We start from the raw sequence: 23385 nt of genomic DNA on the forward strand, positions 1-23385 counted from the left end.
TCTGAGTTTCATTTATTTCATGATTATTCTGACATTCCGTCTAAATCGTCACCAATCATATCACCAAGTGTAAAGCCTGTTGATTCTTCTTCTACTTCGTATGTTTCCTCAACGACTGGCTCTTCCTCTTCTTTTTCTTCCAATGCTTTAATACTTAAAGCAATGCGGTGCTCTTCTGGGCGTACATCCAATACTTTCACTTGGACTTCATCACCTTCTGTTAACACTTCATGAGGCGTTGCAATATGTTTATGTGAAATTTGCGAAATATGGACTAACCCTTCAACTCCAGGGAAGACTTCAACGAAAGCTCCAAAGGTTGTCAGACGTTTAACAACTCCGTCTAAAACAGTGTCAACGGCTGCTTTCTCTTCAATATCTGCCCAAGGTCCAGGTAATGTTTCTTTAATAGAAAGTGAGATACGCTCTTTTTCTGGATCGATTGAAAGAACTTTCACTTCTACTTCTTGTCCTGGTTCTAAGACATCTGATGGTTTTGCAACGTGTGCATGTGAAATTTCAGAAACGTGAACTAAGCCATCGATTCCTCCTAAATCAACAAACGCACCAAAGTCTGTTAAGCGCGCAACTTTACCTGTCACAACTGCTCCTTCTTCAAGGTCAGCTAAAACTTTTTCTTTCATTTCAGCTTTTTCTTCTTGAACAACAGCTTTGTGAGATAAAATTAAGCGGTTTTCTGATGGTTCAATTTCAATAATTTTGAAGGTCATTGTTTTGCCTTTATATTCAGAAAAATCAGAGACAAAATGATCTTCTACCATAGATGCCGGCACAAATCCGCGAACACCTACGTCGACGACTAAACCACCTTTGACAACATCTGTCACAGGGGCTTCGATAATTTTATTGTTTTTGAAATCTTCTTCGATTTCTTCCCAAACTTTTTTCGCTTCTAAGCGACGTTTAGACAATAAATAGTTACCATTTTCTTTATCTTTGCCGATAGCGGTAATGACTACCAAGTCTAAAACATCTCCAACGCTTACGACGTCGTTAATATCCTCAACTGGCATAGTAGATAACTCTTTCAAAGGAACAACGCCTTCTAATCCAGCTCCTACGATTCCAACAAGGGCTTGTTTATCTTCAAGTTGTAAAACTTCCCCTTGCACCACATCTCCAATTTTAACTTCTTGAACGCTATCTAGAGCATCCATCATGCTTGTCGTTTCCATTTCATTTTTTTCCATTTCTGACATAACTCGTGGCCTCCTTACCAACAAAAAGTTCTAATACCATTGTACCTTATCTAACGGACGATTTCTAGGATATACCCTTATTTATTGAAAAAAGTCGTGTTTTTGGATAATTTGCTCGATTTTTTCTACGACTTGTTCAATAGACAGTCCCGTTGTATCTAATTCTATCGCGTCTTCTGCTTTAACAAGCGGTGATACTTTGCGAGTAGTATCTTTGTAATCTCGCTCTTCAATTTCTTTTTTGATCTGCTCAAGCTCTACGGTCATCCCTTTAGCTTTGTTTTCTTCATATCGGCGCTGCGCACGTTCAGCGACACTGGCAATCAGAAAAATCTTAACAGGAGCGTTAGGTAAAACAATCGTCCCAATATCACGACCATCCATCACAATGTCACTTTGTGCAGCAATTTCTTGCTGTTGGCGTACTAACGCTTCTCGTACACCTGAGTGAGCGGATACTTCCGAAACATTTTGACTAACATTAGCTTCACGAATCTCATCGGTAACATCTTGATGATTAACGAGAACGCGCTGTCCGTCTGCTTCTTGTCGAAAACTAATCGTCATCTCGTCCAAAAGAGATACGAGCCGTTTTTCATCAGCTAACGAAACTTTATTCATAAGCGCCATATAAGTTAGCGCTCGATACATAGCTCCCGTGTCACAGTAAACATAACCGAGTTTTTTCGCCAGTATCTTAGCGACCGTACTTTTTCCAGCTGAGGCTGGTCCGTCAATAGCAATTTGCATCTTATTCTTCATGATTCTCTCCCTAATCCATCCTACATTTTAACCATAAGAAAAGTCGTCAATTGACGACTTTTTGCTTATTGTGTTCGTAATACTTGTCCTGGTTGAAGCTCTGAGTCAGTACCTAATCCATTTAATTCAGCTAAATGTTTAGGGTCTATTCCATACTGTCTAGCGATGCTCCACAACCATTCCCCTTGCTGAACTGTGTGCGTTCCTGGTCCTCCAGCTTGCGGTTGTTCATTTTGTTGCGTTTGGTTTTGTTGATTATTTTGATTCTGTTGATTTTGTTGGTTATTTTGGTTTTGTTGGTTCTGTTGTTGCGCCGCTTCTTGTTCAGCTGCTTGCTGTTCAGCTTGTTGTGCTGCTTCCTGTTCAGCCTTTTCTCTTTCAGCTGCTTCTTGCTCAGCTTTTTCCTTTTCAGCCTTTTCTTTTGCTGCTTTCTCTTTCTCAGCTTTTTCTTTTTCGGCCTTTTCTTTTTCAGCTTTTTCTTTCTTAGAAGCCTCAGATTCTTTCTTTTCTACTTGTTCGACTTTAGCTGGCTCTTTCGGCGGTTCAGCGACATCTCCTTTGGTTGCAATAACAAATATATAGACTAAAATGGCAGCAATCGCAACTAATAACAGGACTAATATCGACATAAAGACGATATTTCCTTTATTACCTGTTCGTTTTTCGGAACGTGAACTATTCGTTTCATATTCCGTCTCATAAATCGGTTGTTCCCATGGCTGTTTTTCATCTGGTTGTTTACTCACGTCTGAATCCCCCTCTTTTTATACTCGCTTCTTATTTTACAATATTTTGACTTGAATAGCCAACGTTAAAAAGTTTTTTTAATACCGTTTGCCATTCTGTCGAATCATGACTTTCTACTTTTTCAGTTTCCGGTAAACGTGTTTGCCAAATATCTAGCTGACAATTATCACAGCAATGCTCGTTCTTGATGGGCGCTGGAAACATCCCACTTTCAAAATAATGATGAATACCCAGTCTGCGACAATTCGTCATCTCCAACCACCTACGCATAATAGTAGCTTGTCTTTCACGTTGTTGTAGTTTTTTCTCCCACATTTTTTCAAGTCGACTAAGCGACAGCCACCCTTGTTGGTAATGGTCATACCACGTTTTTTGTAAATCAGTAAAGGATTGGACGTCTTTTTGTGCACTTTCCATACGTGCTTTAAAATCACGATATTCGGCCAAGCTCTCACTTGCTAAATGACGATGTATGTGCCAGTCAGCTGGTTGATACAGTACAATGCTGTGAGCGAGTTTGCCATCTCTTCCCGCTCGACCAGACTCTTGCACAAGCGCTTCTAAACTACTAGGCAAATGAAAATGTATTACAAAACGAATGTCTGATTTATCTATCCCCATACCAAAAGCACTCGTCGCACAGAGTATGCGCACGTCGCCTTTTAAAAACTGTTCTTGAATCAATCGACGATCTTGATGAGATAAATCGCTATGATAAAAAGCACTTGATTGATGACGTTCATGACGCAACCAATCGCTAATACGCACGGCTTCTGCTTTGCTAGAAAAATATAAAATACCTTGTTGCGAAGTATGACGGGCTAAAAATGAATCTATAAAGTCTTCTTTTTCATTTTTAGTCGTGCATGTCACAACCGAGTAGGTAATATTAGGCCGGTCAACCGAATAGCGTATGACTTTTACCTCTTCATTCAAAAATAATTTTTGTTCGATATCTTGTTGGACGGCAGCAGTGGCAGTAGCTGAAAGGGCTAGACATTTTTTAATAGTTAATTGTGCGACAATTTGAGGAATCTGCTCATACTCTGGACGAAAATCTAACCCCCATTCAGAAATACAGTGAGCCTCATCTACAACAAACAAACTAATCGAGCATCTCTGAAGAGCTTCGATAACAGCTGAGGTTGCCAAGCTTTCTGGACTGATGAACAAAAACTTTTGTTGAGAAAGAGAGGAAAGCAATGCTCGTTTTTCATTAAAATCTAACGAACTATTATAGGTAACTGCCGAAAAAACACCTTTTTGTTTCAGCGACTGTACTTGGTCATCCATTAATGCAATCAGAGGAGAAACGACGACCGTCAAACCGTCTAACAATAAAGTCGGTAACTGATAACATAACGATTTGCCCGTTCCCGTCGGCAATATTGCCAAGACATTCCGTTGTTGCATAACGGCTTGAATCGTTTCACGTTGGCCTTTTCGAAAGTCTTGATAGCCAAAATAGTGTGATAAAGCCGACTGTAAGTCTTTCATCGTCTTACCTCCGCTCTTATTTCATTGATTTGAAACAGCCGCATTTCATAAAATTCAATTTCAGGCAATACTGCTTGTACATCCTTAAAGCGCCAATCTCTAATCATCGGATGTTGCTTCTCATATGCTTTCAGCTTCGCAGCTGTTTCAGGTGCTAGACTGAACCACGTTTGATAATGCTCGTCATAAATTGCCCATTCAATCAAATGATCGACGACCGTACTATATTTTAAACGTCGTATTGTTTGAACGGCTTCTAACGTTCCTTTTTCTTTTATCACCTCTACGGTTTCTAACATACTTTGATTGTATGGGTGATGTGTCAGCCCTTTTCTCAGACTTCTCATCATAGGAAGATGAACAATATCTTGCTCCAAGACTGATAATAAATGATGTTGATAGTTTTTCTCACACAAAAAGACCGCAAAAGCATCTGTCGTACTTTCCGTCAATAATTGATGACTCGTCCGTCCTATCTTCTCGTGACCTGACAGACGTTTTGTCCAATAAGTCGCTTCTTCTATTGGGAGTTTTGTTAATAGCGAAAACCACTCTTGATAAAAGGCTTCAGCCAACACATATCTGTCAGACGTTTGAGATTGCAACCAACTTCGTATAAAACGTTGTTTATCAACGCGTACCTCAATCGGTGTGTAGTCTTTTTCAACGTACGCTAAATGAGAAATCACTTGCGTGACAAACAATAGTAAGTCTAAAAACTCATCGTCGATTTTTAAATAACGATGAGAGCAAATATTCTCAGTAGGTAACGCACGTAACCTAGTTAATTCACGCTGACCTTTTAACGTCAACTGAACGGTCGCTTCATCTTGTAATAAAAACTCATTCGCAACAAGTCGCGCTAATACGTCATCATACACGTCGCGGTTTAAATTTGGGAGCAGGCCGAAATATCTCATCTGGTGATAAAAAAAAGCGTAGACTAAAACAGAGCCAGTACGTTTCCCTACGAGTACATGATACAACGTACTCATACGCACCTTGTATCCATGGTCGAAACACGTTAAAATAAAATGGTCAGTCGTCAGCAAAATTCTCACCTCGTTAGGAGTTTATCATCTATGTTATGTAAAATTATACCAGAAAAATGTATTGCATGCGGACTTTGTCAATTAAAAGCGCCTGACGTCTTTGATTATGATTTAGACGGTTTAGTCCTTTTTAAAGACAATCAGACGATGAAGGAACAAGTCATTCCCCCTGCATTACAAGAAACTACGCTTGCCGCTTATCGTAAATGTCCGACACGCGCAATTGTAATTGACAAACAGGCATAAAAAAAGGAGCGTTTGTGTTCGCACACAAACGCTCCTTTTATTCTCTTATTTTTTTATGATTTGATTTTCATTGCCAAACCCTTGCTTTAAAATGAGCCAAGGAATTAATTTTTTATAGACAAGAACGAATACCGTACTAACAATCATCCCTTTAATAACGTTGAAAGGTAAAACTCCGACGACTAAATATTTCATCGTACTCATTCCTAAATCAAAGTTTAAGATTTTCATGTAGAGCGGTAAAATAAACGTATAGTTCGCTAACATCATCAGAACAGTCATGGAAGTCGTCCCCGTGACAAGTCCCAATCCTAGTCTTGAAGTGTCTGCCTTTGAGCGATTAGTAATATAGTATATCGGTAAGACGTACGCTAAAGCTGCTAAAAAGCTCGCAAAATTACCGACGACTTGTGATAAGTCGCTTCCGGTTGCTAAAAGGTGCAAAATCGAACGTAGTCCTGCAATCGCAACCGCTGCTCCTGGTCCCAATAAGTAAGCACCGATTAAAATCGGAATCTCACTAAAATCGACTTTCATAAAAGGAAATAGTGGGACAACCGGGAACGCAAAAAACATAATAACGAACGAAATAGACGCCAACATTGCTACTGTGACCATTTTTCTTGCACGATAATTCTTCATTTTTCTTCCTCCTGTGAAGAATTCATCTTCATGGAGCTTTGTTTGTCAACAATTAACCAAAATAAAAAGCTATTTTCTGTATAAGGGCAGAAAATAGCTAAAGTCTTAATTGGAATTGTTCACCAAATAAGCTCTATCCTCTTCCATCCAGACTTTACTGTCGGTATTGGAATTTCACCAATTCAGCCATCTTGTTGCCAAGATAGGTCGTGGACTATCACCACCGGTCGGGAATTACACCCTGCCCTGAAGACGAACCTTTTTTAATTTTATGTTCATTTTATAGTATACCAAATTTCTCACAAGATGCAAGTCTTTGGCTTAACTAATCGATAGCCTTTGCCACGCACTGTTGTAATCAGTTCGGCATAGGCTGGCGAAACGCGACCAATCTGTTTACGCAACTGCGTAATCTGTGCATCGACGACGCGACCGTGGTCGGTCAGATGATACCCCCAGACTTCTTTTAATAATTGCTCACGCGTGCAAACTTCTTCTACATGGTCAATCAAAAAAGCGAGCAAGCGAAACTCTAAGGGTTTTAAATCAATTTGTTGTAAAAATAGCCAAGCGACCTGTCGCTCTTCATCTAGCCGCAATCCTTCAAAAAAACGATAACCATTAATACGAATGAAAGCTGGCGGAGCATAGTAGAGTGAGAGTAAGCGATGCACTCGATGAAGCAACTCTGCTTCGTGGAAAGGCTGACGCAACACTTCTTGCGCTCCCTCCTCAAACGCGCGAATTACCTGTCCATCATCTTCGAAACGTGAAAGGACGAAAACAGGTAATTGCGTTGTTTTGACCACCTTTTTAAGTGGTTGATAGGTAAAATGATTTTGCCAATTTAAATTCATTATCACTAAATGAGGTTTTACGAGTGCGAGTGTTTTCTCAAGTTTAGTTAAATCCGATAAAACAGTCATCTCGTAACCGTTCATCTCACAAAGTGTTCGAACTAAGCGAACGGTTCGTGGATTTTCTTCTAGCAACAAAATCCGATAGTTCATCTCTCTATCCCTCTTTTGAAAGATCTAATAGTTGACGCACTTCTTTTTGTGACAAGCTACGATATTGTCCAGGTTTTAATCCTTTCAATGTTAGATTGCCATACTGCTCACGCTTCAATTTCATCACTGGAAAGCCTACTTCTTTTAACATTTTTTTAACTTGATGATTACGACCCTCATGAATTGTTAAAGAAACAATCGCCGTATCTGCTTTTCGATCAGTAGATAATATTTCATAGCGTGCTGGCGCTGTCATCCGTCCATCAATTTTAACACCCTTTTTCAAAGGCGATAACATCGCATTGGTAGGGACGCCCTTTACTTTCGCGACATATACTTTATCTACTTCATGGCGAGGGTGGTTTAATTGGTTGGTAAACTCACCGTCGTTAGTCAGTAAGATAAGGCCAGACGTATCATAATCCAAACGACCGACTGGGAAGATGCGTTCTGTCACACCTGGTAATAAGTCTACTACCGTTTCTCTTCCTTTATCATCGGTAACAGCTGAAATATAGCCTCTAGGTTTATATAACATGAAATAGACATGTTCTTCTTGTAAAACAGGTACACCATTTACTTCAATCGTGTCTTTCTTACTTACTTTTGTACCAAGTTCTGTTACTTTTTTGCCATTGACCTTTACTTTACCCTCTAATATTAGTTGCTCGGATTTTCGGCGTGAAGCCACACCGCTTTGAGCCATCACTTTTTGTAAACGTTCCACTATTTATATTTCCCCTTCCATTAACCCTGTTTCTTCTTCGATTATTTCTTCGACTGACGATTGAAAAAATAAATCTTCTGTTGTCATTTCAGATAGTTCAGCTTCCATCTCACTGATTGACGGCAATTCACTCAGCTGTTCTAATCCAAAGTAATTCATGAAGTAATCCGTCACACCATATAAAATTGGACGACCCGGCCCTTCAACTCGACCCACTTCTTTTATCAAATGTCGCGTGACGAGATTTTGTAAAGCACCAGATGATTGCACGCCTCTAATTTCATCAATTTCAGCGCGTGTTACCGGCTGTTTGTAAGCAATAATTGCCAGTGTTTCTAAGCTAGCTTGCGATAATTTATTAGACATCGGCGACTGTGCGTATTTTTGTAACAATGGCGCATATTCCTTTTTAGTCACAAGCGTGAAGCGATGACCTGTTTCCATGATATAAAAACTCGAGTGCGTTTCCGATGTATAGCGTTCATTCATCTGTTCAATCATGCGATAGATGGTGGCCGTATTATCTTCACACAGATACGCCAGTTCGTCTAACGTTAACCCTTCATCCCCTACCACAAATAATAAACTTTCGATTTTACCTTGCAGTGTCATCGATTTCACTCCTTAATTCTGTTTCTTCATTCCCCGAGTGTTGAAATACATAGATTGGTTGAAACGCCTCTGATTGACGCACGACAATCTCTTTTGTTTTTATAAGTTCTAAAACCGCCATAAATGTCGTCACGATTTCAGGACGGGTAAACACGTCAAATAAATCATCAAAACGTACGGCTTCACTCGCAGAGGCTGTCTTTACTTTTTCTAAGACACGTGTCATCTGTTCTTCGATGGTCCTATTTTCACTTTGAACTGTCGTATGCCGTGGCAGACGTTTTTTCTGACGTTCAATCATATCATGAAACGCCAAGAATAAGTCTAATGTATTCACTTGATTTGGCTCTAATGGTGGGACTTCTTCTTTAAAGTCATCCAAGTTAGTCGGTGGACGAGAAAAATAATGTTGGCGTTCGGCTTCTTTTTCATGTAAGACAGTTGCCGCCACTTTGTACTTTTTATATTCTAATAATTGCTGAACAAGGGCTTCTCGTGGATCTTCCACTTCATAATCCATCTCTAAGTCATCATGTGTCACGTCTTCGATGGGCAATAACATTTGACTTTTAATCGACATCAACGTCGCGGCCATCACAATGTAATCACCCGCGACATCCAATTGTAAAATCGTCATCGTGTCAATATAATTCATATACTGAGTTGTAATCTCCGCAATGGGTATATCATAAATATCTATTTCTAACGTCTGAATCAAGTGAAGTAGCAAATCTAACGGCCCTTCAAACACATCCAGTTTCACTTTTAGCTCTTCACTCATACTTACCTCCAACAGCGTTTGTCAATCTCTTATTATAACATAGACGACTAGCGACGTTTACTTTTTTATGCACGAGGAAAATATTGCTGATAGACTTCGCTCATGCGTTGTTTTGAAACGTGCGTATAAATTTGCGTCGTCGAAATATCCGCGTGACCTAAAAGTTCTTGCACGATTCTTAAATCCGCCCCATTTTCTAGTAAATGCGTAGCGAAACTATGACGAAGCATATGCGGGGTGACATTTTTTTGAATACCTGCTGTCAAAACATGCTGGTTTAAATTTTTCCAAATTCCTTGACGAGAAAAACCACCGCCACGATGATTTAAAAATAAGTAAGGCACACTTGAATCTCGAACTAGCTCAGGCCGTGCTTTTTCTAAGTATTGTTCAATCCAATAAATTGCATGATCACCTAGTGGAATAATGCGTTCTTTATCCCCTTTTCCGATAGTTTGGATTAACCCTAATTCTAGTCGTAAATCGTCTAATTTCAAATGCGTCAACTCGCTCACACGCAAACCTGACGCGTACATGACTTCTAAAATAGCACGGTCGCGCAACCCTAGAGCTGTGGTCGTATCGGGTGTTTGAATTAACGTTTCAATCTCTTCAAGCGTTAGTGTTTTAGGAAGCTGGACGCCTTTTTTAGGACGCTTAATGTGTTGCATAGGGTCATGATCGATGATCCGTTCTTGACGGATATATTGATGAAATCGTTTCAACGTCGAAATCATTCTCGTAATAGTAGCGGCTGATTTGTTTGCTTCCGACATCCGCTGCAAAAACACTTTGACAACTGTTACATCAATATCCGACCAACTATTTATCCCTTCTTCTTGCAGATACGCTACATATTGATTTAAATCACGTTGGTAGCTGATAATCGTATTTTGCGATAATCCACGTTCAATTTTACTATAATATAAAAAATCTTCTATTTCACGCATCATAAAAACCCTCTCCTTTTTAACAAGTTTACAATAATCTGATTATGTATACAAGCAGCAAAATAAAAATCAGACCTTTTTATGAGGTCTGATTTTTTTAACTTAACGAGCTCGTTTAGGTGATTGACGTTGACATTGATGACAGACACCGTGAAATGTTAGACGATGGTCGGTAACCTGAAAACGAAAGCGTCGTTCAACGACTTTCTCCACATCAATCAACAAATCCTCTTCTATTTCTTCTATGTCACCACATTCTAAACATAACAAGTGATGATGAAAATGTTTAGCGCCTTCTTTTCTCATATCATAGCGTGATAAACCATCATTGAAACTGATTTTATCAATAATTTTCAATTCTGTTAACATCTCTAACGTACGATAGACTGTTGCTAACCCAATGTCTGGGCTCTTTTGTTTGACTAACATATAGATTTCTTCTGCTGACAAGTGATCTTTTTCGTTCTCTAGTAAAACTAAAACCGTTGCTTCACGTTGAGGAGTCAATTTATAGCCACCTTCGTGTAATTGTTTCCGAATATTTTTTAATGTCGAAGTTGTGGCATCCATGTTCATTCTCCTTTTCTCATTCTCATTTAGAATTATTAACGTTTCACCAAATTAAACTCATTATAATCTAAATCCACTGCTTAATCAAGCGATTCTCAATTAGATTTACTGTGAAACATTCTCATGTGTGCGCACGCTGCGAATCAAACTGACCATCCCTAAAAATGCTAAGATTGTTCCGAATATTAATAACGCTGTAACATTGCGCCATTCTAAGATATAGCCACCAACAAAGCTCCCAATCACGTTCCCTAGAGTGACACAGGCCATCATATACGTTTGCCCTTTCACGCGGTCTAGTGCCGACATATTTTGATTGACATAGTGAGCATAGGCTGGTGTTAAAATAGCAAATGATAACCCTTGTAAAAGTTGTGCGGGTACAATGGCTAAAAGTTGACTGGCAAATAAATAAATCAAACTACGAATGAAGAAAAAGACGACTGAAAATTGAATCAGTTTTTCAACCGAGACTTTTTTCTCTAAACGTTGAAAACCAAACATAACAGGAATTTCGCAAAATGCTGCGACAGCAATCGCCGTTCCCACTGCTGATGTTCCGCCTCCTAAACGATGTAATATCTGTGGCAAGTAGACGTTAACAATTGTATGAAAAGAAAAAATAAAGGTCATTCCCAACATGAACAATGCCAAATTAGGATACTTTTTAAAAAGCGATGTCGCTTGAGATAAGTCGTTCATCTTTTCTTCATGAGTCGCAGTTTTCAAAGCTTGTTCAGATAACTCATCATGATGCCTTTCATCCTTTACAACAGGCAAGCGCCATAGTAACACCCAAAGTAACGCCATGCTTAATGTCGATAAGTTTGGAAGCCACTGTGTCGAATGTGTGGCTAACCATTGCCCTAAAATTAAAGAGGTCGTCGCAAATACTAGTGAACCAATTCCTCTTGAAAATGAAAAAGACATTGGCGTTCCCAAGTTAATGTACTCATAGATTAACGATGTCACTAATGGTTGTAAATTTAATAAAAAGATTAAGGATAAACAATATAAGATAGATAAAAGTCCGTCTGAAAAAGTAAATCGTGCGAGTAAAAAGCTCGTGACTGTAATCAATGCCACAAAAAACATCATGAGTTTACGAACAGTCAGTCCTTTAACGCTATCTAAAATACGCCCTGTTGAAAATTGAATCACGACCGACGAAAGACTAGCTAACGAGATAATCATCCCTATATGCCCATCTGAAAAATCTTTAGATAACAAGTAAACCGTTGCATAACCAGAAATAAAACAAAATGAAATCCAATATATCGCTTGTGTGACATGCAAATGCAAACGCGTTTGCATAGACGTAATGTCTGTCATTCTCTCTTCCCCCAATATCATGAGAAAAAGGAAGCCGAAGCAATCGTCTTCCTTTGTAAATTATTTTTTAATTAAATACGTTTTTCCGTTCTCTTGCTTAATTTTCCCTTGCTTCATTAACGATCCTAAAGCACGTTTAAATTGTCCTTTGCTAATCGCAAACATTTGCTTAATCTCTTCAGGTGTCGATTTGTCTGAATAGGGAATCACGCCATCTCTTGATTGTTCCAAGAAGGTTAAAATCATCATCGCGTCATCACTGATAACTTCATGAGCGCGCGGTTTTAACGATAAGTTTAACATGCCATCTGGTCGCACTCCAATAACACGTGCTTTAACTTCTTCACCTAAACGCGGTTCTTGTTCACGCTCATCTGGATGAATAAAACCAAGATGAAAATCTTCTGTTAAGACAAACGTACCGACCAGTTTTGTCCGATAAACGATTGCCAAAACATCTTTATTATGCATATCCTCTGTTGCCACTCGGCTCAAACTGTGAATGTACTCGTCCTCAGCTAAACTTGCCCACATACGATTTTTATCATCGACACGCAAGGTCACACAAAGTTTATCCCCTTTTTTAGGCCATAGTTCGCGCATTTCAGATAGTTCATCTAAAGATAACGCCATCTCCTTGTCTGGTAATCCAATATCAACAAAAGCACCTAAATCACGACGTGTTGCCACCACTTCACCAAAAGCATATTGTCCTTGACGAATAGCTGGTATTTCCGTTGTCATACGATAGTCCCCTTGTTGGTTAACATATCCAAACCCTTCAACCGCTTCGCCTAATTCATGTTCCCCTTCGCTTTTATCTAAGCGAAAAGTAATCCCTTGTTTTTGAATAAAATAAGAGTGTTCATTTTCATCGGTCACTAGACCTGTAAATGTTGTCCCTAAAAGTTCTTTCATAATTTCCTCAGTCCATTCCTTAAAGTAGCTATTATTATAACATATCCTACCGATTAGGACACGAAGAATCGTAAAAGCGCCATACTTATCATCCCAACAAGCACGGTCCACATTAAGTTTTTCGTTAAAACACTAACTAACAATGTCGGTACCGCTGCTATGAGTTTTAAACTATCAACCGTCAAACGTCCGACATCATTTAAACTAACAAACGACTGCGTTAATAAAGCGACTAAAATAGCAATAGGTAAAAAAGACAAGAATTTTTGGCTCTTAGGTGAAAAACTCATTTTTGAAGAAAGTAAAAACGGTAGCACACGTGGTACCCAAGTCACAAGCGCTGCCAATATGATTAAAATAACTATCTCAATTCTTAGACTCATCGACTTGCACCCCCATAAAACATCCTATCAATGTCGCAACGATGACACTCATTTCAGCTGATAACAACCACTGACTGACGATAAACGTCACCACCACACTTATTATGACGATGATAGTTGCCCGACGCTTAACTCGCATAAAAGACTCCGCTTGTAGTGTAACCAGTCCGATAAACATCGCTGTAATCGCAAAATCTAACCCAAAAATTTCAGGATTGGGAATGATCGATCCTAACAAAGCACCTATTGCTGTTGAAACCACCCACGTAATATAAGCCATAAGATTTAATCCATGTACCCATGCTGTATTAATAGCTTCTTTATTTTGAATAGCTGTCATCAAGACGCCATAAGATTCATCCGTTAACAAACTGCCAATTCCCACACGATGCGCGAGTGTTGCCTCTTTAAAATGAAAAGATACGGAAAGACTCATTAATAAATGACGGAAATTTACAAGAAAAGTCGCTAGCACCATACTTGATAGTGACGCTCCCGACAAGAGTAACCCACTAATAACAAACTGAGAGCTACCCCCATATATTAATAATGACATCAGCGTTACCTCTAGTACGCTTAAGCCTGCTCCTTTGCCCACAATTCCAGCAGCTAAACCAATCCCAACATAGCCAAGAACAGTTGGCAAGCAAGCCTTGACACCATCTTCAAAAGTATACGATTGGGTAATTTTCTGCATTTTATCGTCACTCCTTCATGAAAAAAATCTCACTAATTTATAGTGAGATTTTAATTTTATCATATTTTGAATGATTATAATACTGCTAAAATGACGAAGTTTAAAATGAATAGGCCGGTCACAATCCATAAAATAGGACTGATTTCTTTCGCTTTCCCTTTTACAACTTTCAATAAAACATAGAAGATAAATCCAACAGCAATTCCGTAAGAAATACTAAAAGATAAGCCCATAAAAATAGAAGCAAAAAACGCTGGAACCGCTTCTTCTAATGATGACCAGTTGATTTCTTTAAATGAAGCTAACATCATGACACCTACAACAATTAGAGCAGGCGCGGTTGCTTGAGGTGGTACTACACCAATAATCGGTGCAAATAAACTACTTAATAAAAATAGAATGGCTACCACAACAGATGTTAGACCGGTACGTCCACCTGCACCAATACCCGCTGCACTTTCCACGAAAGTAGTCGTATTAGACGTTCCAAAAACAGCTCCGATACTTGTCGCAATCGCATCCGCGAACAATGCACGGTCCATCTTAGAATTAAGTCCTTTACTGTCTTCCAGTGCTTCTTCATCCTCTTGACTAAAAATACCAGTGCGTCGACCTGTTCCAATAAATGTTCCAATCGTATCAAATGTGTCCGATAAACTAAATGCCAAAATCGTCATTAATACTTGTGGAATTTTAGCTTTGTCAGTAAATAGACTTGGCAATCCTTCTGCCCCAAATGCTGCACCGAAAGTTGTTTTTAATTCTTTAATCGAACTACTTAAAGAATTTGATTCAAAATCAATCGCTGAAACGTCTACGACATTCATCATCATCCCTACAAGAGTCGTCCCGATAATCCCAATTAAAATCGCACCTTTGACATCTAATACGACTAATACAATTGTAAGTAATAAGCCGACCACCGCTAAAATAACTTCTGGATGATTAAAAGTCGTTAAACTTGGCACGATACCACCATTCATAAAAACATTTGTTACTTCACCGTCTTCAACGACAGCATGTGTAATGGCACCTTGATCCGCTGAAAAACTTAATAAGTTGGCACTTTTTAAACCTGCATAGGCAACAAAAATCCCGATACCGCCACCGATTGCATGTTGTAAACTCTCTGGAATTGCTCGAATAATCAATTTCCTTATACGAGTCACTGTAATAATAATATTAATAATTCCACATAAAAATACCATCCCTAAAGCTTGTTGCCACGTATATCCTAATCCGATAACTACCGTAAAAGTAAAGAACGCGTTGAGTCCCATACCCGGTGCTTGAGCATACGGCACATTAGCGAACAACCCCATAATCAATGTACCAATCGCTGCTGCTATAATCGTCGCAAGAAACACCGCCTGAAACGGCATGCCTGAGATAGCCAGAATTGACGGGTTAACGAATAAAATATAACTCATCGCAAAAAAGGTCGTAAAACCTGCCATTACCTCTGTCCCTATTGTCGTACCATTTTCCTTTAGCTTAAAAAACTTTTCCATTTTAGACTTTTCTCCTTTTGTGCTATGACGCACATTTTTGATTAATCTTTACATTTACACTATAAGACTAAGTTTTTAATCAATCAAGCATTTTCTTCACTTTAAATCATTTTTTAATGTTATTGTTCGTCTTTCAATCGTTTTCACTTATTTTTATAAGGTGTATCAATCAAATGGAGATAAAAAGTTAATATTTTAAAGGTTAATCTCTAATCAAAATAATCTACTGTCATTGTTAAATAATGAACGTTTAAACTTGACAGTCTGTGAACGTTTGTATAAGATTATCACAACAATATAAATGGAGGGATTCATCTCATGTCCAATAGTTCTGTCAAACGCTTAACGTTCTCGGCCATCTTAGTCGCTCTAGGGATTTTAATTCCAATGGTTATGCCTGTCAAAGTGGTTATTGGTCCAGCATCCTTTACACTAGCGAGTCATGTTCCGACTTTTCTAGCCATGTTCATTTCGCCCCAAGTCGCTGTCATTGTCGCTTTAGGGACTGCCTTTGGTTTCTTTTTAACTACGCCCGTGATTATCGCGTTTCGTGCTCTTTCTCATGTGATTTTCGCCTATCTTGGTGCTGTTTACTTGCAGAAACATCCTAATATCGTAATGAACCGCAAGCAATTTTTTATGTTTAATGCTGTTATCGGTGTGATTCATGCTGTTGTGGAGTTAGCTGTCGTCAGTGTATTCTTCTTTGCAGGTAATATGAGTGCCGCAACCTATGAACACAGTTTTCTATATGTTGTAGTCGGTTTAATCGGAGTCGGTGGATTTATTCATAGTATGATTGATTACAGTATTGCATTTTATTTAGGAAAAACACTTAGCAAACAGTTCGATTTCCCTGTTTTTACGCAAGCAAAATCTAAAGAAAAAGAATTATCTTCTATCACATTTTAATCAAGTTTGAACTCTTTCAATAGTAACAATATATTTTAAAGGCCTGATGAATTTTTTAATTCAACAGGCCTTTTTATTTTTTATGTTTCATCAAAAGAGTTATTTACGATAGGTTCTCATGTCTTCACTCATTTCTTGTCAAAATAATTCTTATTGTTTGAATAGAATCTTATTTTATTCGGTATATTGCAGCATTATTTAGGTTTCTTTTGATTTTATCGTTTATTTTAACAACTTCTACCTCTTTAAAATCAGGATGATGACCAACAACTTTAGCAAAATTCTTCCCAATCTTTGCCCTTATAGTACTAGGTCGACCAGAGTAAGTCATTTCGATTTCACTAAATGTTTTAGACGCTCTAAGTAAATCAAATTCTTCTCCTGTTTTTTTCGACTCAATAAAATCCTTAATCTCTTGAAATATTATTGAATTTAATTCTGTTTCTGACAAAGATGTTTCTGGAACCAATCCATAGTGTCTTTTTAAAAGATCATTTACAAGCATGCTCATCGTAACGCCATATCGTTTTGCATCTTTATCTAATGCTTTTAAAAGATCCTTATCCGGATAAAACTGTACTCTACTCATAGCGCTCTCCTTCTCTTCACAAGTTTTAGTGGTGGTGTTTACCACTAAAACTTAGTATAACAACTTTTTAGTAGTAGAGTCAACCACTATATTGTTAACATTCTTCTATTCCCCTTAAATAAAAAGGTGAATGAAACGAAGTCGTTCCATTCACCTTTTTATGTTGACTTATCGAAATTATTTTATAAATAGTTATTTTTTTATTTTAATTTCGCTTGATTTAATCGCAATGAGTTTAATAAAACACTGACTGAACTAAAAGCCATAGCGCCTCCAGCTACCATAGGGTTTAGTAAGCCAAATGCGGCAAACGGAATACCAATCGTATTATACACAAATGCCCAAAACAGATTTTGCTTGATTTTTTTCATCGTTAATTCCGAAAGCTGGATAGTTTTGGCAATTTGACGTAAGTCACTACTCATCAGCGTGACATCTGCCGTTTCCATTGCAATATCCGTACCGCTTCCCATTGCAATTCCCACATCAGCAACGGCAAGTGCCGGTGCATCATTAATTCCATCTCCTACCATCGCAACGATTTCGCCTTCTGCTTGTCTTGCTTGAATCACGCTTGCTTTTTCTTCTGGTAAAACTTCGGCAATAATTCGTTTAGCATCAATCCCGACTTGCTTCCCAATCGATTGTGCAGCTCGCTTGTTATCACCTGTTAATAGATAAACTGCGACACCTTGTTCGTGTAACGTCTGGATCGCTTGTTTAGAAGTAGCTTTTATCGGGTCAGATACGGCAATTTGAGCCAACACTTCGGTCTCAGAAAGTAAAAACATGACTGTTTGGCCCTCTTCTTCTAATTTCCGATAATCAAAATGAGTAGGAATCGTTAATTTATGCTGTCTAACTAAGCGTTCTGCTCCGACACTGTATCGAGCTTGACTGACTATCCCAGTAATACCCATTCCAACTAATGCTTCTACCTCATGTGCATCAGGTATCTCAATTTCATACGATTCTCCGTAAGCGACTATAGCTCGTGCTAAAGCATGTTCCGAATCTCTTTCTAGCGCCATTAATATTTTAAGATATTCTTGTTGACGAGCGTCATCGTCACTCGCCCATTTGACATCTGTTACTTTCGGCTTTCCTTCCGTAATCGTTCCTGTCTTATCAAATACGACCGCGTTAATTGTCGCTGCTTTTTCTAGCGCACCGCCGCCTTTAATCAGAATGCCATTTTTAGCACCAAGCCCCGTTCCAACCATAATGGCTGTTGGTGTCGCAAGTCCTAAAGCGCATGGGCAGGCAATCACTAATACTGCCACGCTATGTAAGACAGCTTGTTCAATATAACCTGAGACCCAGAACGTCACTAAGAAGGTGACAAAAGCTACAAGTAACACTACAGGGACAAAAATATGTGATATACGATCCGCCACACTTTGTATCGGTGCTTTCGTCCCCTGTGCTTCTTCTACCATGCGAATGATACGTGAGAGTGCAGTGCTAGCACCAATATTCGTTGCCTCGACTTGCAAGACACCTGTTTGATTGACTGTTCCTCCAAATACACGGTCTTCGCTCTCTTTTTCTACTGGCATGCTCTCACCAGTCAACATACTTTCATCAATCGCAGAGCGTCCAGATACAATGACCCCATCGATAGGAACTTGCTCTCCGGGACGAATGACGACGATATCACCAACTAGCACGTCATCAATAGGAATGGAGACGACCTTTTCATCACGCAAGACATTTGCGATTTTCACTTGCAAATTCATTAACTCTTTAATCGCTTCGCCTGTTTTGCTTTTCGCACGTTGTTCTAGATACTTACCTAGTAATATAAGCGTGATAATTACCGCACTACTTTCAAAATACAGGTGCTCGGGATTGCCGCCAAAAAAGCCGTTATAAACACTTAAACCATAGGCTGCTGATGTGCCCATCGCTACTAAGACATCCATATTAGGGGCTTTGGCTTTAATCGCATGGTACGCTCCTTTATAAAAGCGCATACCGATATAAAATTGAACGGTAGTCGCCAATAACAGCTGCACCATAGGCAAATGTAGCCAATGTACAATAGGATGCGTAACACCTAGCATCATCAATATCATGCCTATTACCATTGGTAAACTCAACGCTGCACTAATAATCAACTGAAGTTTCATATGGCGCTGTTCTTTTAATTGTTCTTGTTTGATTTGCTCGCGATGTGCCTCATCATAAAGAATCGCTTGATAGCCGCTGTCAGCTACTGCTTGTAATAAGTTAGTCACTGAAGTACGTTCATCAAACTCAACAGTCGCGCGTTCTGTCGCTAAATTAACATGAGCTGTTTTAACGCCCTCTTGTTCTAACAATCCTTTTTCAACTCTTGCGGAACAGTTCGCACACGTCATGCCTGATATCGCAAGTGTTTCTATTTGTGTCGTTTCCTTACTCACGTTCTCACTCCTCTACTGGGTAGCCTATTTCTGATAGTTTTTCTTTCACATCAATTTCCACGCTTGAATCCGATAAAACAGCCGTTATCTGCTGCTTTTTCACGTTGCCTTTCACTTTCGCAACACCTGTTATTTCTGTTAAGGCATCTTCAATACGTGCCACACAATGTTCACAACTAATATTAGGTATTTTCATGACTAATTTCTTTTTCAATTTATTTCTCTCCTTTTCCATAAAATAGATGACATTGACATTGTCCGGGTAAGCAATCACACGGCACTTCAAGTGGAGCTGTTAATTGTTTATCTCGAATAACTTGCTCGAGTCGTGCTAAATCTTTTTGACTTAAAACTGTATCGGTGATTAATTCTTGTAGTAATTCACCCGATCGTCGCGCGCATGTTTGACCAAGCAATGCCTTAAAAGCTGTCATCAGCATTTCTTTTTCAGAGACGGTCGCTTCATAAAGAAAGGCGCGCCCTTCTTTCTCAGCTTTGATATACCCTTTATTCAGCAACCGATTAATCAAGGTCTTAATCGTACTCGGTTTCCAATCCATTTTAGGCGTAAGCACATTTATAATCGTCTGACTGGTTACCGGACTATTTGCCCAGACAACACGCATGATTTCCCATTCTGCTTCACTAATTGTCGTTTCATTCATTTGCCACGCCTCCTTTCTATTTAAGTTTACATTTGTAAACGATAAAACGCAAGTGTTTTTACTTAGACAAAAAAAACCGCTATTTCATATGAAATAACGGTTTTGACTTTTATTATTATGGGTAAATACGGTGCAACAAACGTGGGAATGGGCTTGCTTCACGTACGTGTTCAATTCCAGACACCCAAGTTACGGCACGCTCTAAACCTAATCCGAATCCTGAATGTGGTACAGGACCATATTTATTTAAATCTAGGTACCAAGCATAATCGTCATAGTTGAGTTGATCTTTTTCTAATTGTTCCATCAAGTAATCGTAACCGATAGCACGTTCACTACCACCGATAATTTCACCATAACCTTCTGGCGCAATCATATCCGCACGAATAACAACATCATCGCGATCTGGATGTGGCTTCATGTAGAAAGGACTCATGGATTTCGGATAGTTTAAGATGAAAACTGGCTTGCTAAAATGATTCGCAATAAAGGTTTCATGTGGAGAACCAAAGTCATCGCCCCACTCAATATCTTCAAATCCATTTTCTTGTAACAATGTGACAGCATCATCATAACTAATGCGTGGATATGGCAATTCTGTGTAAGATTTCAATAAGTCTTTATCTCGTCCTAAAACATCTAAAGCATAATCACAATTCTCTAAAACACATTCAATCATAAAGGCCACATATTGTTCTTGAATTTCTAAACTTTCATCATGTTTGACAAATGCCATCTCTGGCTCCATCATCCAAAACTCCGTTAAGTGACGGCGTGTTTTAGATTTTTCCGCTCTGAATGTTGGCCCAAATGAAAAGACTTTTCCAAAAGCCATCGCAGCAGCTTCTAAGTATAACTGGCCTGTTTGAGAAAGATAAGCCTCTTCTCCAAAATAGTCAGTGTGGAACAATTCTGTCGTCCCTTCTGGTGCACTACTTGTTAAAATAGGTGGGTCAATTTTAATAAAGCCACGCGTGTTGAAAAATTCGTAAGTCGCACGAATCATTTCATTACGTATTTGCATGATAGCATGTTGGCGACTAGAACGTAGCCATAAATGACGATGATCCATTAAAAAGTCTGTTCCGTGTTCTTTTGGTGTTATCGGATAGTCATGACTTTCTCCAACTACTTCAATACCTTGCACGCCAATTTCATAGCCGAATTTAGAGCGTGTATCTTCACGAATCTCACCTGTAATAATAACAGATGTCTCTTGGTTTAATGACTTAGCTAAGTCGAAAACTTCTTCTCCTACTTCGTTTTTGACTACTACCCCTTGGAAAAAAGCAGAACCGTCACGAATTTGTAAGAAAGCTATTTTACCACTTGAGCGCTTGTTAGCAATCCAACCCGCTATCGTTACAACTTCTCCCACGTGTTTTTTTGAATCAATTATACGAATTCTTTCCATCAGTGTCTCTCCATTTCTTTACGCTTGTTGCGTATCGTTCATTTTTCTTGCTATAAAAGCCTGAATACGTTGTATTGCACGTTCCAATGTTTCATCATCAGAAGCATAACTAATCCGAATATGATGAGCGCTACCAAAACCTTCACCCGTTACCACTGCCACTTTTTCTTCCTCGAGTAAATCATTCACCCACTGTGTGACAGATTGATACCCACAAAGAGTCAAACATTCTTTGATATTAGGATACAGATAAAAAGCACCTTCTGGTTTTGCGATTTCAAAACCAGGCAGAGCAGCAACTTTGGGATAAAACTTATTTAAGCGCGCTTCAAATGCCAAGCGCATCTGCTCTACGGCAGACTGATCACCAGTTAATGCCTCTACGGCAGCATATTGACTGACGGCTGCGCTATTGCTAACCGATTGACTAATCAGCTTGGTCACAGCTTTTATAACAGATTGATTACCTAATAAATAACCAATTCGCCAACCTGTCATCGCATAGCTTTTTGAAACACCATTCAGAATAATCGTTTGCTTTCTGATGTCATCAGAAAGCGTTGCAATCGACGTGAACTCATGTTGATTATATACCAATTTGGCATAAATATCATCTGCTAAAATGATTATTTGATGTAACACAGCCCATTCACCTATTTTGCGAAGCTCTTCAGCAGAATAAATCATTCCCGTTGGATTGGAAGGAGAGTTTAATACGATTATTTTCGTCTTGTCCGTCCGTGCTTTTTCAAGCTCTTCGACCGTTATTTTCATCTTCACTTCATCTGAAGGCTCTACAAAGACAGGTCGTCCGCCTGCTAATTTGATTTGTTCAGCATAGCTAACCCAGTAAGGGACTGGAATGAGCACTTCATCACCCTCATCTAGCAACACTTGAAACAAAGCAAAAAGACCAAACTTGACGCCATCAGTTACCACAATTTCTGACAAATCATAGTCCAAACCATAGTCGAGCTTCGTCCGTTTTTGAATGGCTTGCTTCAAAGGTAGGATTCCATCAGATGCCGTGTAATAACTCGCCTCTCCAGATGAAATAGCACGAATGGCTTCTGATTGAATGGTTAAAGGTGTCGGAAAATCTGGTTGGCCTAACGTCAAATTTAAGACATCATGACCAGCTTGTTTTAGCTGACGTGCTTTTGCAGCAGTTGCTAACGTAACAGATGCTGACATATTTTGTGCTTTAGCGGATAACTTCATCGATAAAAACCTCCTTACTATACGTTTTCTAGTACCGTTTGTAACTGACCATCTTCAAAGTTAATCAAATAATAATTTAGTGATTTATCTTTGTTTTGAGTCACTACTTCCCAAGTCGGTATATCTCGGTGAAGGCCAATTGTTGCCTTTAACAACTTATGTGGTTTAAACTCATCTTCCACTAATTTCAACGCTTCATATTCCGATAAACCTTTTTCCGGATCAAGCAACTGTATTTTTTCTCCTGATTTTGGAATAATCACATACATTTTCTCTCCCTTTTCACTTCTTCCTAAGAGTGAAAAGTAATCTTCTTCACGATTATACCAATAAAATTTATCGACATGTTTTAAATTAGTATGTGCTTGCGCTACCTCGATAGCCTCTTGTTTCGCTTGTCGATAAGGACGCTGTGCCCTAACGTAAAAAACAGTAGAAAACAAGATAAATAGCGATAGCATTACACTGATAAAGGTCATTGTTTTTTTCAAAAGGACACCTCTTTCTCTTTTACCGTCT

Annotated in this window: 26 protein-coding genes and 1 riboswitch; of the genes, 2 read left to right on the plus strand and 24 right to left on the minus strand. The window is 38.9% G+C overall.

The window, feature by feature from the left end; genetic code table 11:
• Positions 1-23 precede the first annotated feature (23 nt).
• The 5 genes from rpsA to M2919_RS02185 all read right to left on the minus strand — a co-directional run bounded on the left by rpsA (position 24) and on the right by M2919_RS02185 (position 5221).
• On the minus strand, positions 24-1220 hold the full coding sequence (rpsA, locus tag M2919_RS02165) for a 30S ribosomal protein S1 (RefSeq protein ID WP_023605537.1): 1197 nt from the start codon (positions 1218-1220) through the stop codon (positions 24-26).
• 81 nt (positions 1221-1301) lie between these two features.
• Positions 1302-1982: a (d)CMP kinase gene (gene cmk, locus M2919_RS02170; RefSeq protein WP_202585703.1), complete on the minus strand. Its 681-nt coding sequence runs from the start codon at positions 1980-1982 to the stop codon at positions 1302-1304.
• A 65-nt stretch (positions 1983-2047) separates the two neighbouring features.
• Positions 2048-2728, minus strand: coding sequence for a LysM peptidoglycan-binding domain-containing protein (locus M2919_RS02175; protein ID WP_248849093.1), 681 nt, complete (start codon positions 2726-2728; stop codon positions 2048-2050).
• 31 nt (positions 2729-2759) lie between these two features.
• Complete coding sequence (locus tag M2919_RS02180) at positions 2760-4226, minus strand: RecQ family ATP-dependent DNA helicase (RefSeq protein ID WP_248849094.1); 1467 nt, start codon at positions 4224-4226, stop codon at positions 2760-2762.
• Positions 4223-5221, minus strand: a complete 999-nt coding sequence (locus M2919_RS02185; RefSeq protein ID WP_248849095.1) for a helix-turn-helix domain-containing protein — start codon at positions 5219-5221, stop codon at positions 4223-4225. The genes M2919_RS02180 and M2919_RS02185 overlap by 4 nt, the downstream gene beginning before the upstream one ends.
• Before the next feature lie 87 nt (positions 5222-5308).
• Between M2919_RS02185 and M2919_RS02190 the strand changes: the two genes are divergently transcribed.
• A complete protein-coding gene (locus M2919_RS02190; protein WP_023605542.1) occupies positions 5309-5524 on the plus strand; it encodes a ferredoxin in 216 nt (71 codons plus the stop codon).
• Between the two features lie 45 nt (positions 5525-5569).
• Here the strand turns inward: M2919_RS02190 and M2919_RS02195 are convergent, their stop codons facing one another.
• The 12 genes from M2919_RS02195 to M2919_RS02250 all read right to left on the minus strand — a co-directional run bounded on the left by M2919_RS02195 (position 5570) and on the right by M2919_RS02250 (position 15657).
• Complete coding sequence (locus M2919_RS02195) at positions 5570-6166, minus strand: ECF transporter S component (RefSeq protein ID WP_248849096.1); 597 nt, start codon at positions 6164-6166, stop codon at positions 5570-5572.
• Between the two features lie 131 nt (positions 6167-6297).
• A riboswitch (FMN riboswitch) is annotated at positions 6298-6424 on the minus strand.
• 41 nt (positions 6425-6465) lie between these two features.
• A complete protein-coding gene (locus M2919_RS02200) occupies positions 6466-7176 on the minus strand; it encodes a response regulator transcription factor (protein WP_248849097.1) in 711 nt (236 codons plus the stop codon).
• 4 nt (positions 7177-7180) lie between these two features.
• Entirely contained in the window at positions 7181-7903 is a 723-nt protein-coding gene (locus tag M2919_RS02205) for a pseudouridine synthase (RefSeq protein WP_023605545.1), read from the minus strand.
• 3 nt (positions 7904-7906) lie between these two features.
• Positions 7907-8515: an SMC-Scp complex subunit ScpB gene (gene scpB, locus M2919_RS02210; protein ID WP_126761309.1), complete on the minus strand. Its 609-nt coding sequence runs from the start codon at positions 8513-8515 to the stop codon at positions 7907-7909.
• On the minus strand, positions 8499-9296 hold the full coding sequence (locus M2919_RS02215) for a segregation/condensation protein A (protein WP_126761311.1): 798 nt from the start codon (positions 9294-9296) through the stop codon (positions 8499-8501). Before M2919_RS02215 ends, scpB begins: the two co-directional genes overlap by 17 nt.
• Positions 9297-9361: 65 nt before the next feature.
• The gene (gene xerD / locus M2919_RS02220; protein ID WP_202585500.1) at positions 9362-10249 is read right to left on the minus strand and encodes a site-specific tyrosine recombinase XerD; all 888 of its coding nucleotides are present in this window, start codon (positions 10247-10249) and stop codon (positions 9362-9364) included.
• Positions 10250-10348: 99 nt separating this feature from the next.
• Positions 10349-10816: a ferric iron uptake transcriptional regulator gene (gene fur, locus M2919_RS02225; RefSeq protein ID WP_126761315.1), complete on the minus strand. Its 468-nt coding sequence runs from the start codon at positions 10814-10816 to the stop codon at positions 10349-10351.
• Positions 10817-10921: 105 nt separating this feature from the next.
• A complete protein-coding gene (locus M2919_RS02230) occupies positions 10922-12148 on the minus strand; it encodes an MFS transporter (protein WP_248849098.1) in 1227 nt (408 codons plus the stop codon).
• A 60-nt stretch (positions 12149-12208) separates the two neighbouring features.
• Positions 12209-13066, minus strand: a complete 858-nt coding sequence (locus M2919_RS02235) for a CvfB family protein (protein ID WP_222317523.1) — start codon at positions 13064-13066, stop codon at positions 12209-12211.
• Between the two features lie 53 nt (positions 13067-13119).
• Positions 13120-13449, minus strand: a complete 330-nt coding sequence (locus M2919_RS02240; RefSeq protein WP_248849099.1) for an AzlD domain-containing protein — start codon at positions 13447-13449, stop codon at positions 13120-13122.
• On the minus strand, positions 13433-14146 hold the full coding sequence (locus M2919_RS02245) for an AzlC family ABC transporter permease (RefSeq protein ID WP_248849100.1): 714 nt from the start codon (positions 14144-14146) through the stop codon (positions 13433-13435). Before M2919_RS02245 ends, M2919_RS02240 begins: the two co-directional genes overlap by 17 nt.
• A gap of 74 nt (positions 14147-14220) precedes the next feature.
• The gene (locus M2919_RS02250) at positions 14221-15657 is read right to left on the minus strand and encodes an NCS2 family permease (protein WP_202585495.1); all 1437 of its coding nucleotides are present in this window, start codon (positions 15655-15657) and stop codon (positions 14221-14223) included.
• 318 nt (positions 15658-15975) lie between these two features.
• Here M2919_RS02250 and M2919_RS02255 point away from each other — a divergent pair, with 318 nt between their 5' ends.
• Positions 15976-16569, plus strand: coding sequence for a hypothetical protein (locus M2919_RS02255; protein ID WP_023605555.1), 594 nt, complete (start codon positions 15976-15978; stop codon positions 16567-16569).
• A 169-nt stretch (positions 16570-16738) separates the two neighbouring features.
• Here the strand turns inward: M2919_RS02255 and M2919_RS02260 are convergent, their stop codons facing one another.
• From M2919_RS02260 to M2919_RS02290, 7 genes are all read right to left on the minus strand, one after another.
• The gene (locus M2919_RS02260; protein ID WP_248849101.1) at positions 16739-17158 is read right to left on the minus strand and encodes a hypothetical protein; all 420 of its coding nucleotides are present in this window, start codon (positions 17156-17158) and stop codon (positions 16739-16741) included.
• 200 nt (positions 17159-17358) lie between these two features.
• On the minus strand, positions 17359-19566 hold the full coding sequence (locus M2919_RS02265; protein WP_276520511.1) for a heavy metal translocating P-type ATPase: 2208 nt from the start codon (positions 19564-19566) through the stop codon (positions 17359-17361).
• Between the two features lie 4 nt (positions 19567-19570).
• Positions 19571-19780 (minus strand): heavy-metal-associated domain-containing protein, encoded by a 210-nt coding sequence (locus M2919_RS02270; RefSeq protein WP_248849102.1) that lies wholly within the window; start codon positions 19778-19780, stop codon positions 19571-19573.
• Position 19781: 1 nt separating this feature from the next.
• Positions 19782-20231 (minus strand): CopY/TcrY family copper transport repressor, encoded by a 450-nt coding sequence (locus M2919_RS02275; RefSeq protein ID WP_248849103.1) that lies wholly within the window; start codon positions 20229-20231, stop codon positions 19782-19784.
• A 115-nt stretch (positions 20232-20346) separates the two neighbouring features.
• Entirely contained in the window at positions 20347-21645 is a 1299-nt protein-coding gene (gene asnS, locus M2919_RS02280) for an asparagine--tRNA ligase (RefSeq protein ID WP_126761337.1), read from the minus strand.
• A gap of 18 nt (positions 21646-21663) precedes the next feature.
• Complete coding sequence (locus M2919_RS02285; protein ID WP_248849104.1) at positions 21664-22866, minus strand: pyridoxal phosphate-dependent aminotransferase; 1203 nt, start codon at positions 22864-22866, stop codon at positions 21664-21666.
• Between the two features lie 17 nt (positions 22867-22883).
• Complete coding sequence (locus M2919_RS02290; RefSeq protein ID WP_023605562.1) at positions 22884-23357, minus strand: cell wall elongation regulator TseB-like domain-containing protein; 474 nt, start codon at positions 23355-23357, stop codon at positions 22884-22886.
• Positions 23358-23385: the final 28 nt, after the last annotated feature.

It is taken from the genome of Vagococcus lutrae, assembly GCF_023299185.1.
Taxonomy (GTDB): Bacteria; Bacillota; Bacilli; order Lactobacillales; family Vagococcaceae; genus Vagococcus_A; species Vagococcus_A lutrae.

Excerpts from the sequence above, each read along its gene's own strand:
- M2919_RS02255 (WP_023605555.1), top strand. The coding sequence starts at position 15,976 with ATGTCCAATAGTTCTGTCAAACGCTTAACGTTCTCGGCCATCTTAGTC.
- M2919_RS02235 (WP_222317523.1), bottom strand. The coding sequence starts at position 13,066 with ATGAAAGAACTTTTAGGGACAACATTTACAGGTCTAGTGACCGATGAA.
- M2919_RS02260 (WP_248849101.1), bottom strand. The coding sequence starts at position 17,158 with ATGAGTAGAGTACAGTTTTATCCGGATAAGGATCTTTTAAAAGCATTA.
- rpsA (WP_023605537.1), bottom strand. The coding sequence starts at position 1,220 with ATGTCAGAAATGGAAAAAAATGAAATGGAAACGACAAGCATGATGGAT.
- asnS (WP_126761337.1), bottom strand. The coding sequence starts at position 21,645 with ATGGAAAGAATTCGTATAATTGATTCAAAAAAACACGTGGGAGAAGTT.
- M2919_RS02190 (WP_023605542.1), top strand. The coding sequence starts at position 5,309 with ATGTTATGTAAAATTATACCAGAAAAATGTATTGCATGCGGACTTTGT.
- M2919_RS02285 (WP_248849104.1), bottom strand. The coding sequence starts at position 22,866 with ATGAAGTTATCCGCTAAAGCACAAAATATGTCAGCATCTGTTACGTTA.
- cmk (WP_202585703.1), bottom strand. The coding sequence starts at position 1,982 with ATGAAGAATAAGATGCAAATTGCTATTGACGGACCAGCCTCAGCTGGA.
- M2919_RS02240 (WP_248849099.1), bottom strand. The coding sequence starts at position 13,449 with ATGAGTCTAAGAATTGAGATAGTTATTTTAATCATATTGGCAGCGCTT.
- M2919_RS02195 (WP_248849096.1), bottom strand. The coding sequence starts at position 6,166 with ATGAAGAATTATCGTGCAAGAAAAATGGTCACAGTAGCAATGTTGGCG.
- M2919_RS02245 (WP_248849100.1), bottom strand. The coding sequence starts at position 14,146 with ATGCAGAAAATTACCCAATCGTATACTTTTGAAGATGGTGTCAAGGCT.
- M2919_RS02230 (WP_248849098.1), bottom strand. The coding sequence starts at position 12,148 with ATGACAGACATTACGTCTATGCAAACGCGTTTGCATTTGCATGTCACA.
- M2919_RS02215 (WP_126761311.1), bottom strand. The coding sequence starts at position 9,296 with ATGAGTGAAGAGCTAAAAGTGAAACTGGATGTGTTTGAAGGGCCGTTA.
- xerD (WP_202585500.1), bottom strand. The coding sequence starts at position 10,249 with ATGATGCGTGAAATAGAAGATTTTTTATATTATAGTAAAATTGAACGT.
- M2919_RS02200 (WP_248849097.1), bottom strand. The coding sequence starts at position 7,176 with ATGAACTATCGGATTTTGTTGCTAGAAGAAAATCCACGAACCGTTCGC.
- M2919_RS02275 (WP_248849103.1), bottom strand. The coding sequence starts at position 20,231 with ATGAATGAAACGACAATTAGTGAAGCAGAATGGGAAATCATGCGTGTT.
- fur (WP_126761315.1), bottom strand. The coding sequence starts at position 10,816 with ATGGATGCCACAACTTCGACATTAAAAAATATTCGGAAACAATTACAC.
- scpB (WP_126761309.1), bottom strand. The coding sequence starts at position 8,515 with ATGACACTGCAAGGTAAAATCGAAAGTTTATTATTTGTGGTAGGGGAT.
- M2919_RS02180 (WP_248849094.1), bottom strand. The coding sequence starts at position 4,226 with ATGAAAGACTTACAGTCGGCTTTATCACACTATTTTGGCTATCAAGAC.
- M2919_RS02185 (WP_248849095.1), bottom strand. The coding sequence starts at position 5,221 with ATGAGTACGTTGTATCATGTACTCGTAGGGAAACGTACTGGCTCTGTT.
- M2919_RS02250 (WP_202585495.1), bottom strand. The coding sequence starts at position 15,657 with ATGGAAAAGTTTTTTAAGCTAAAGGAAAATGGTACGACAATAGGGACA.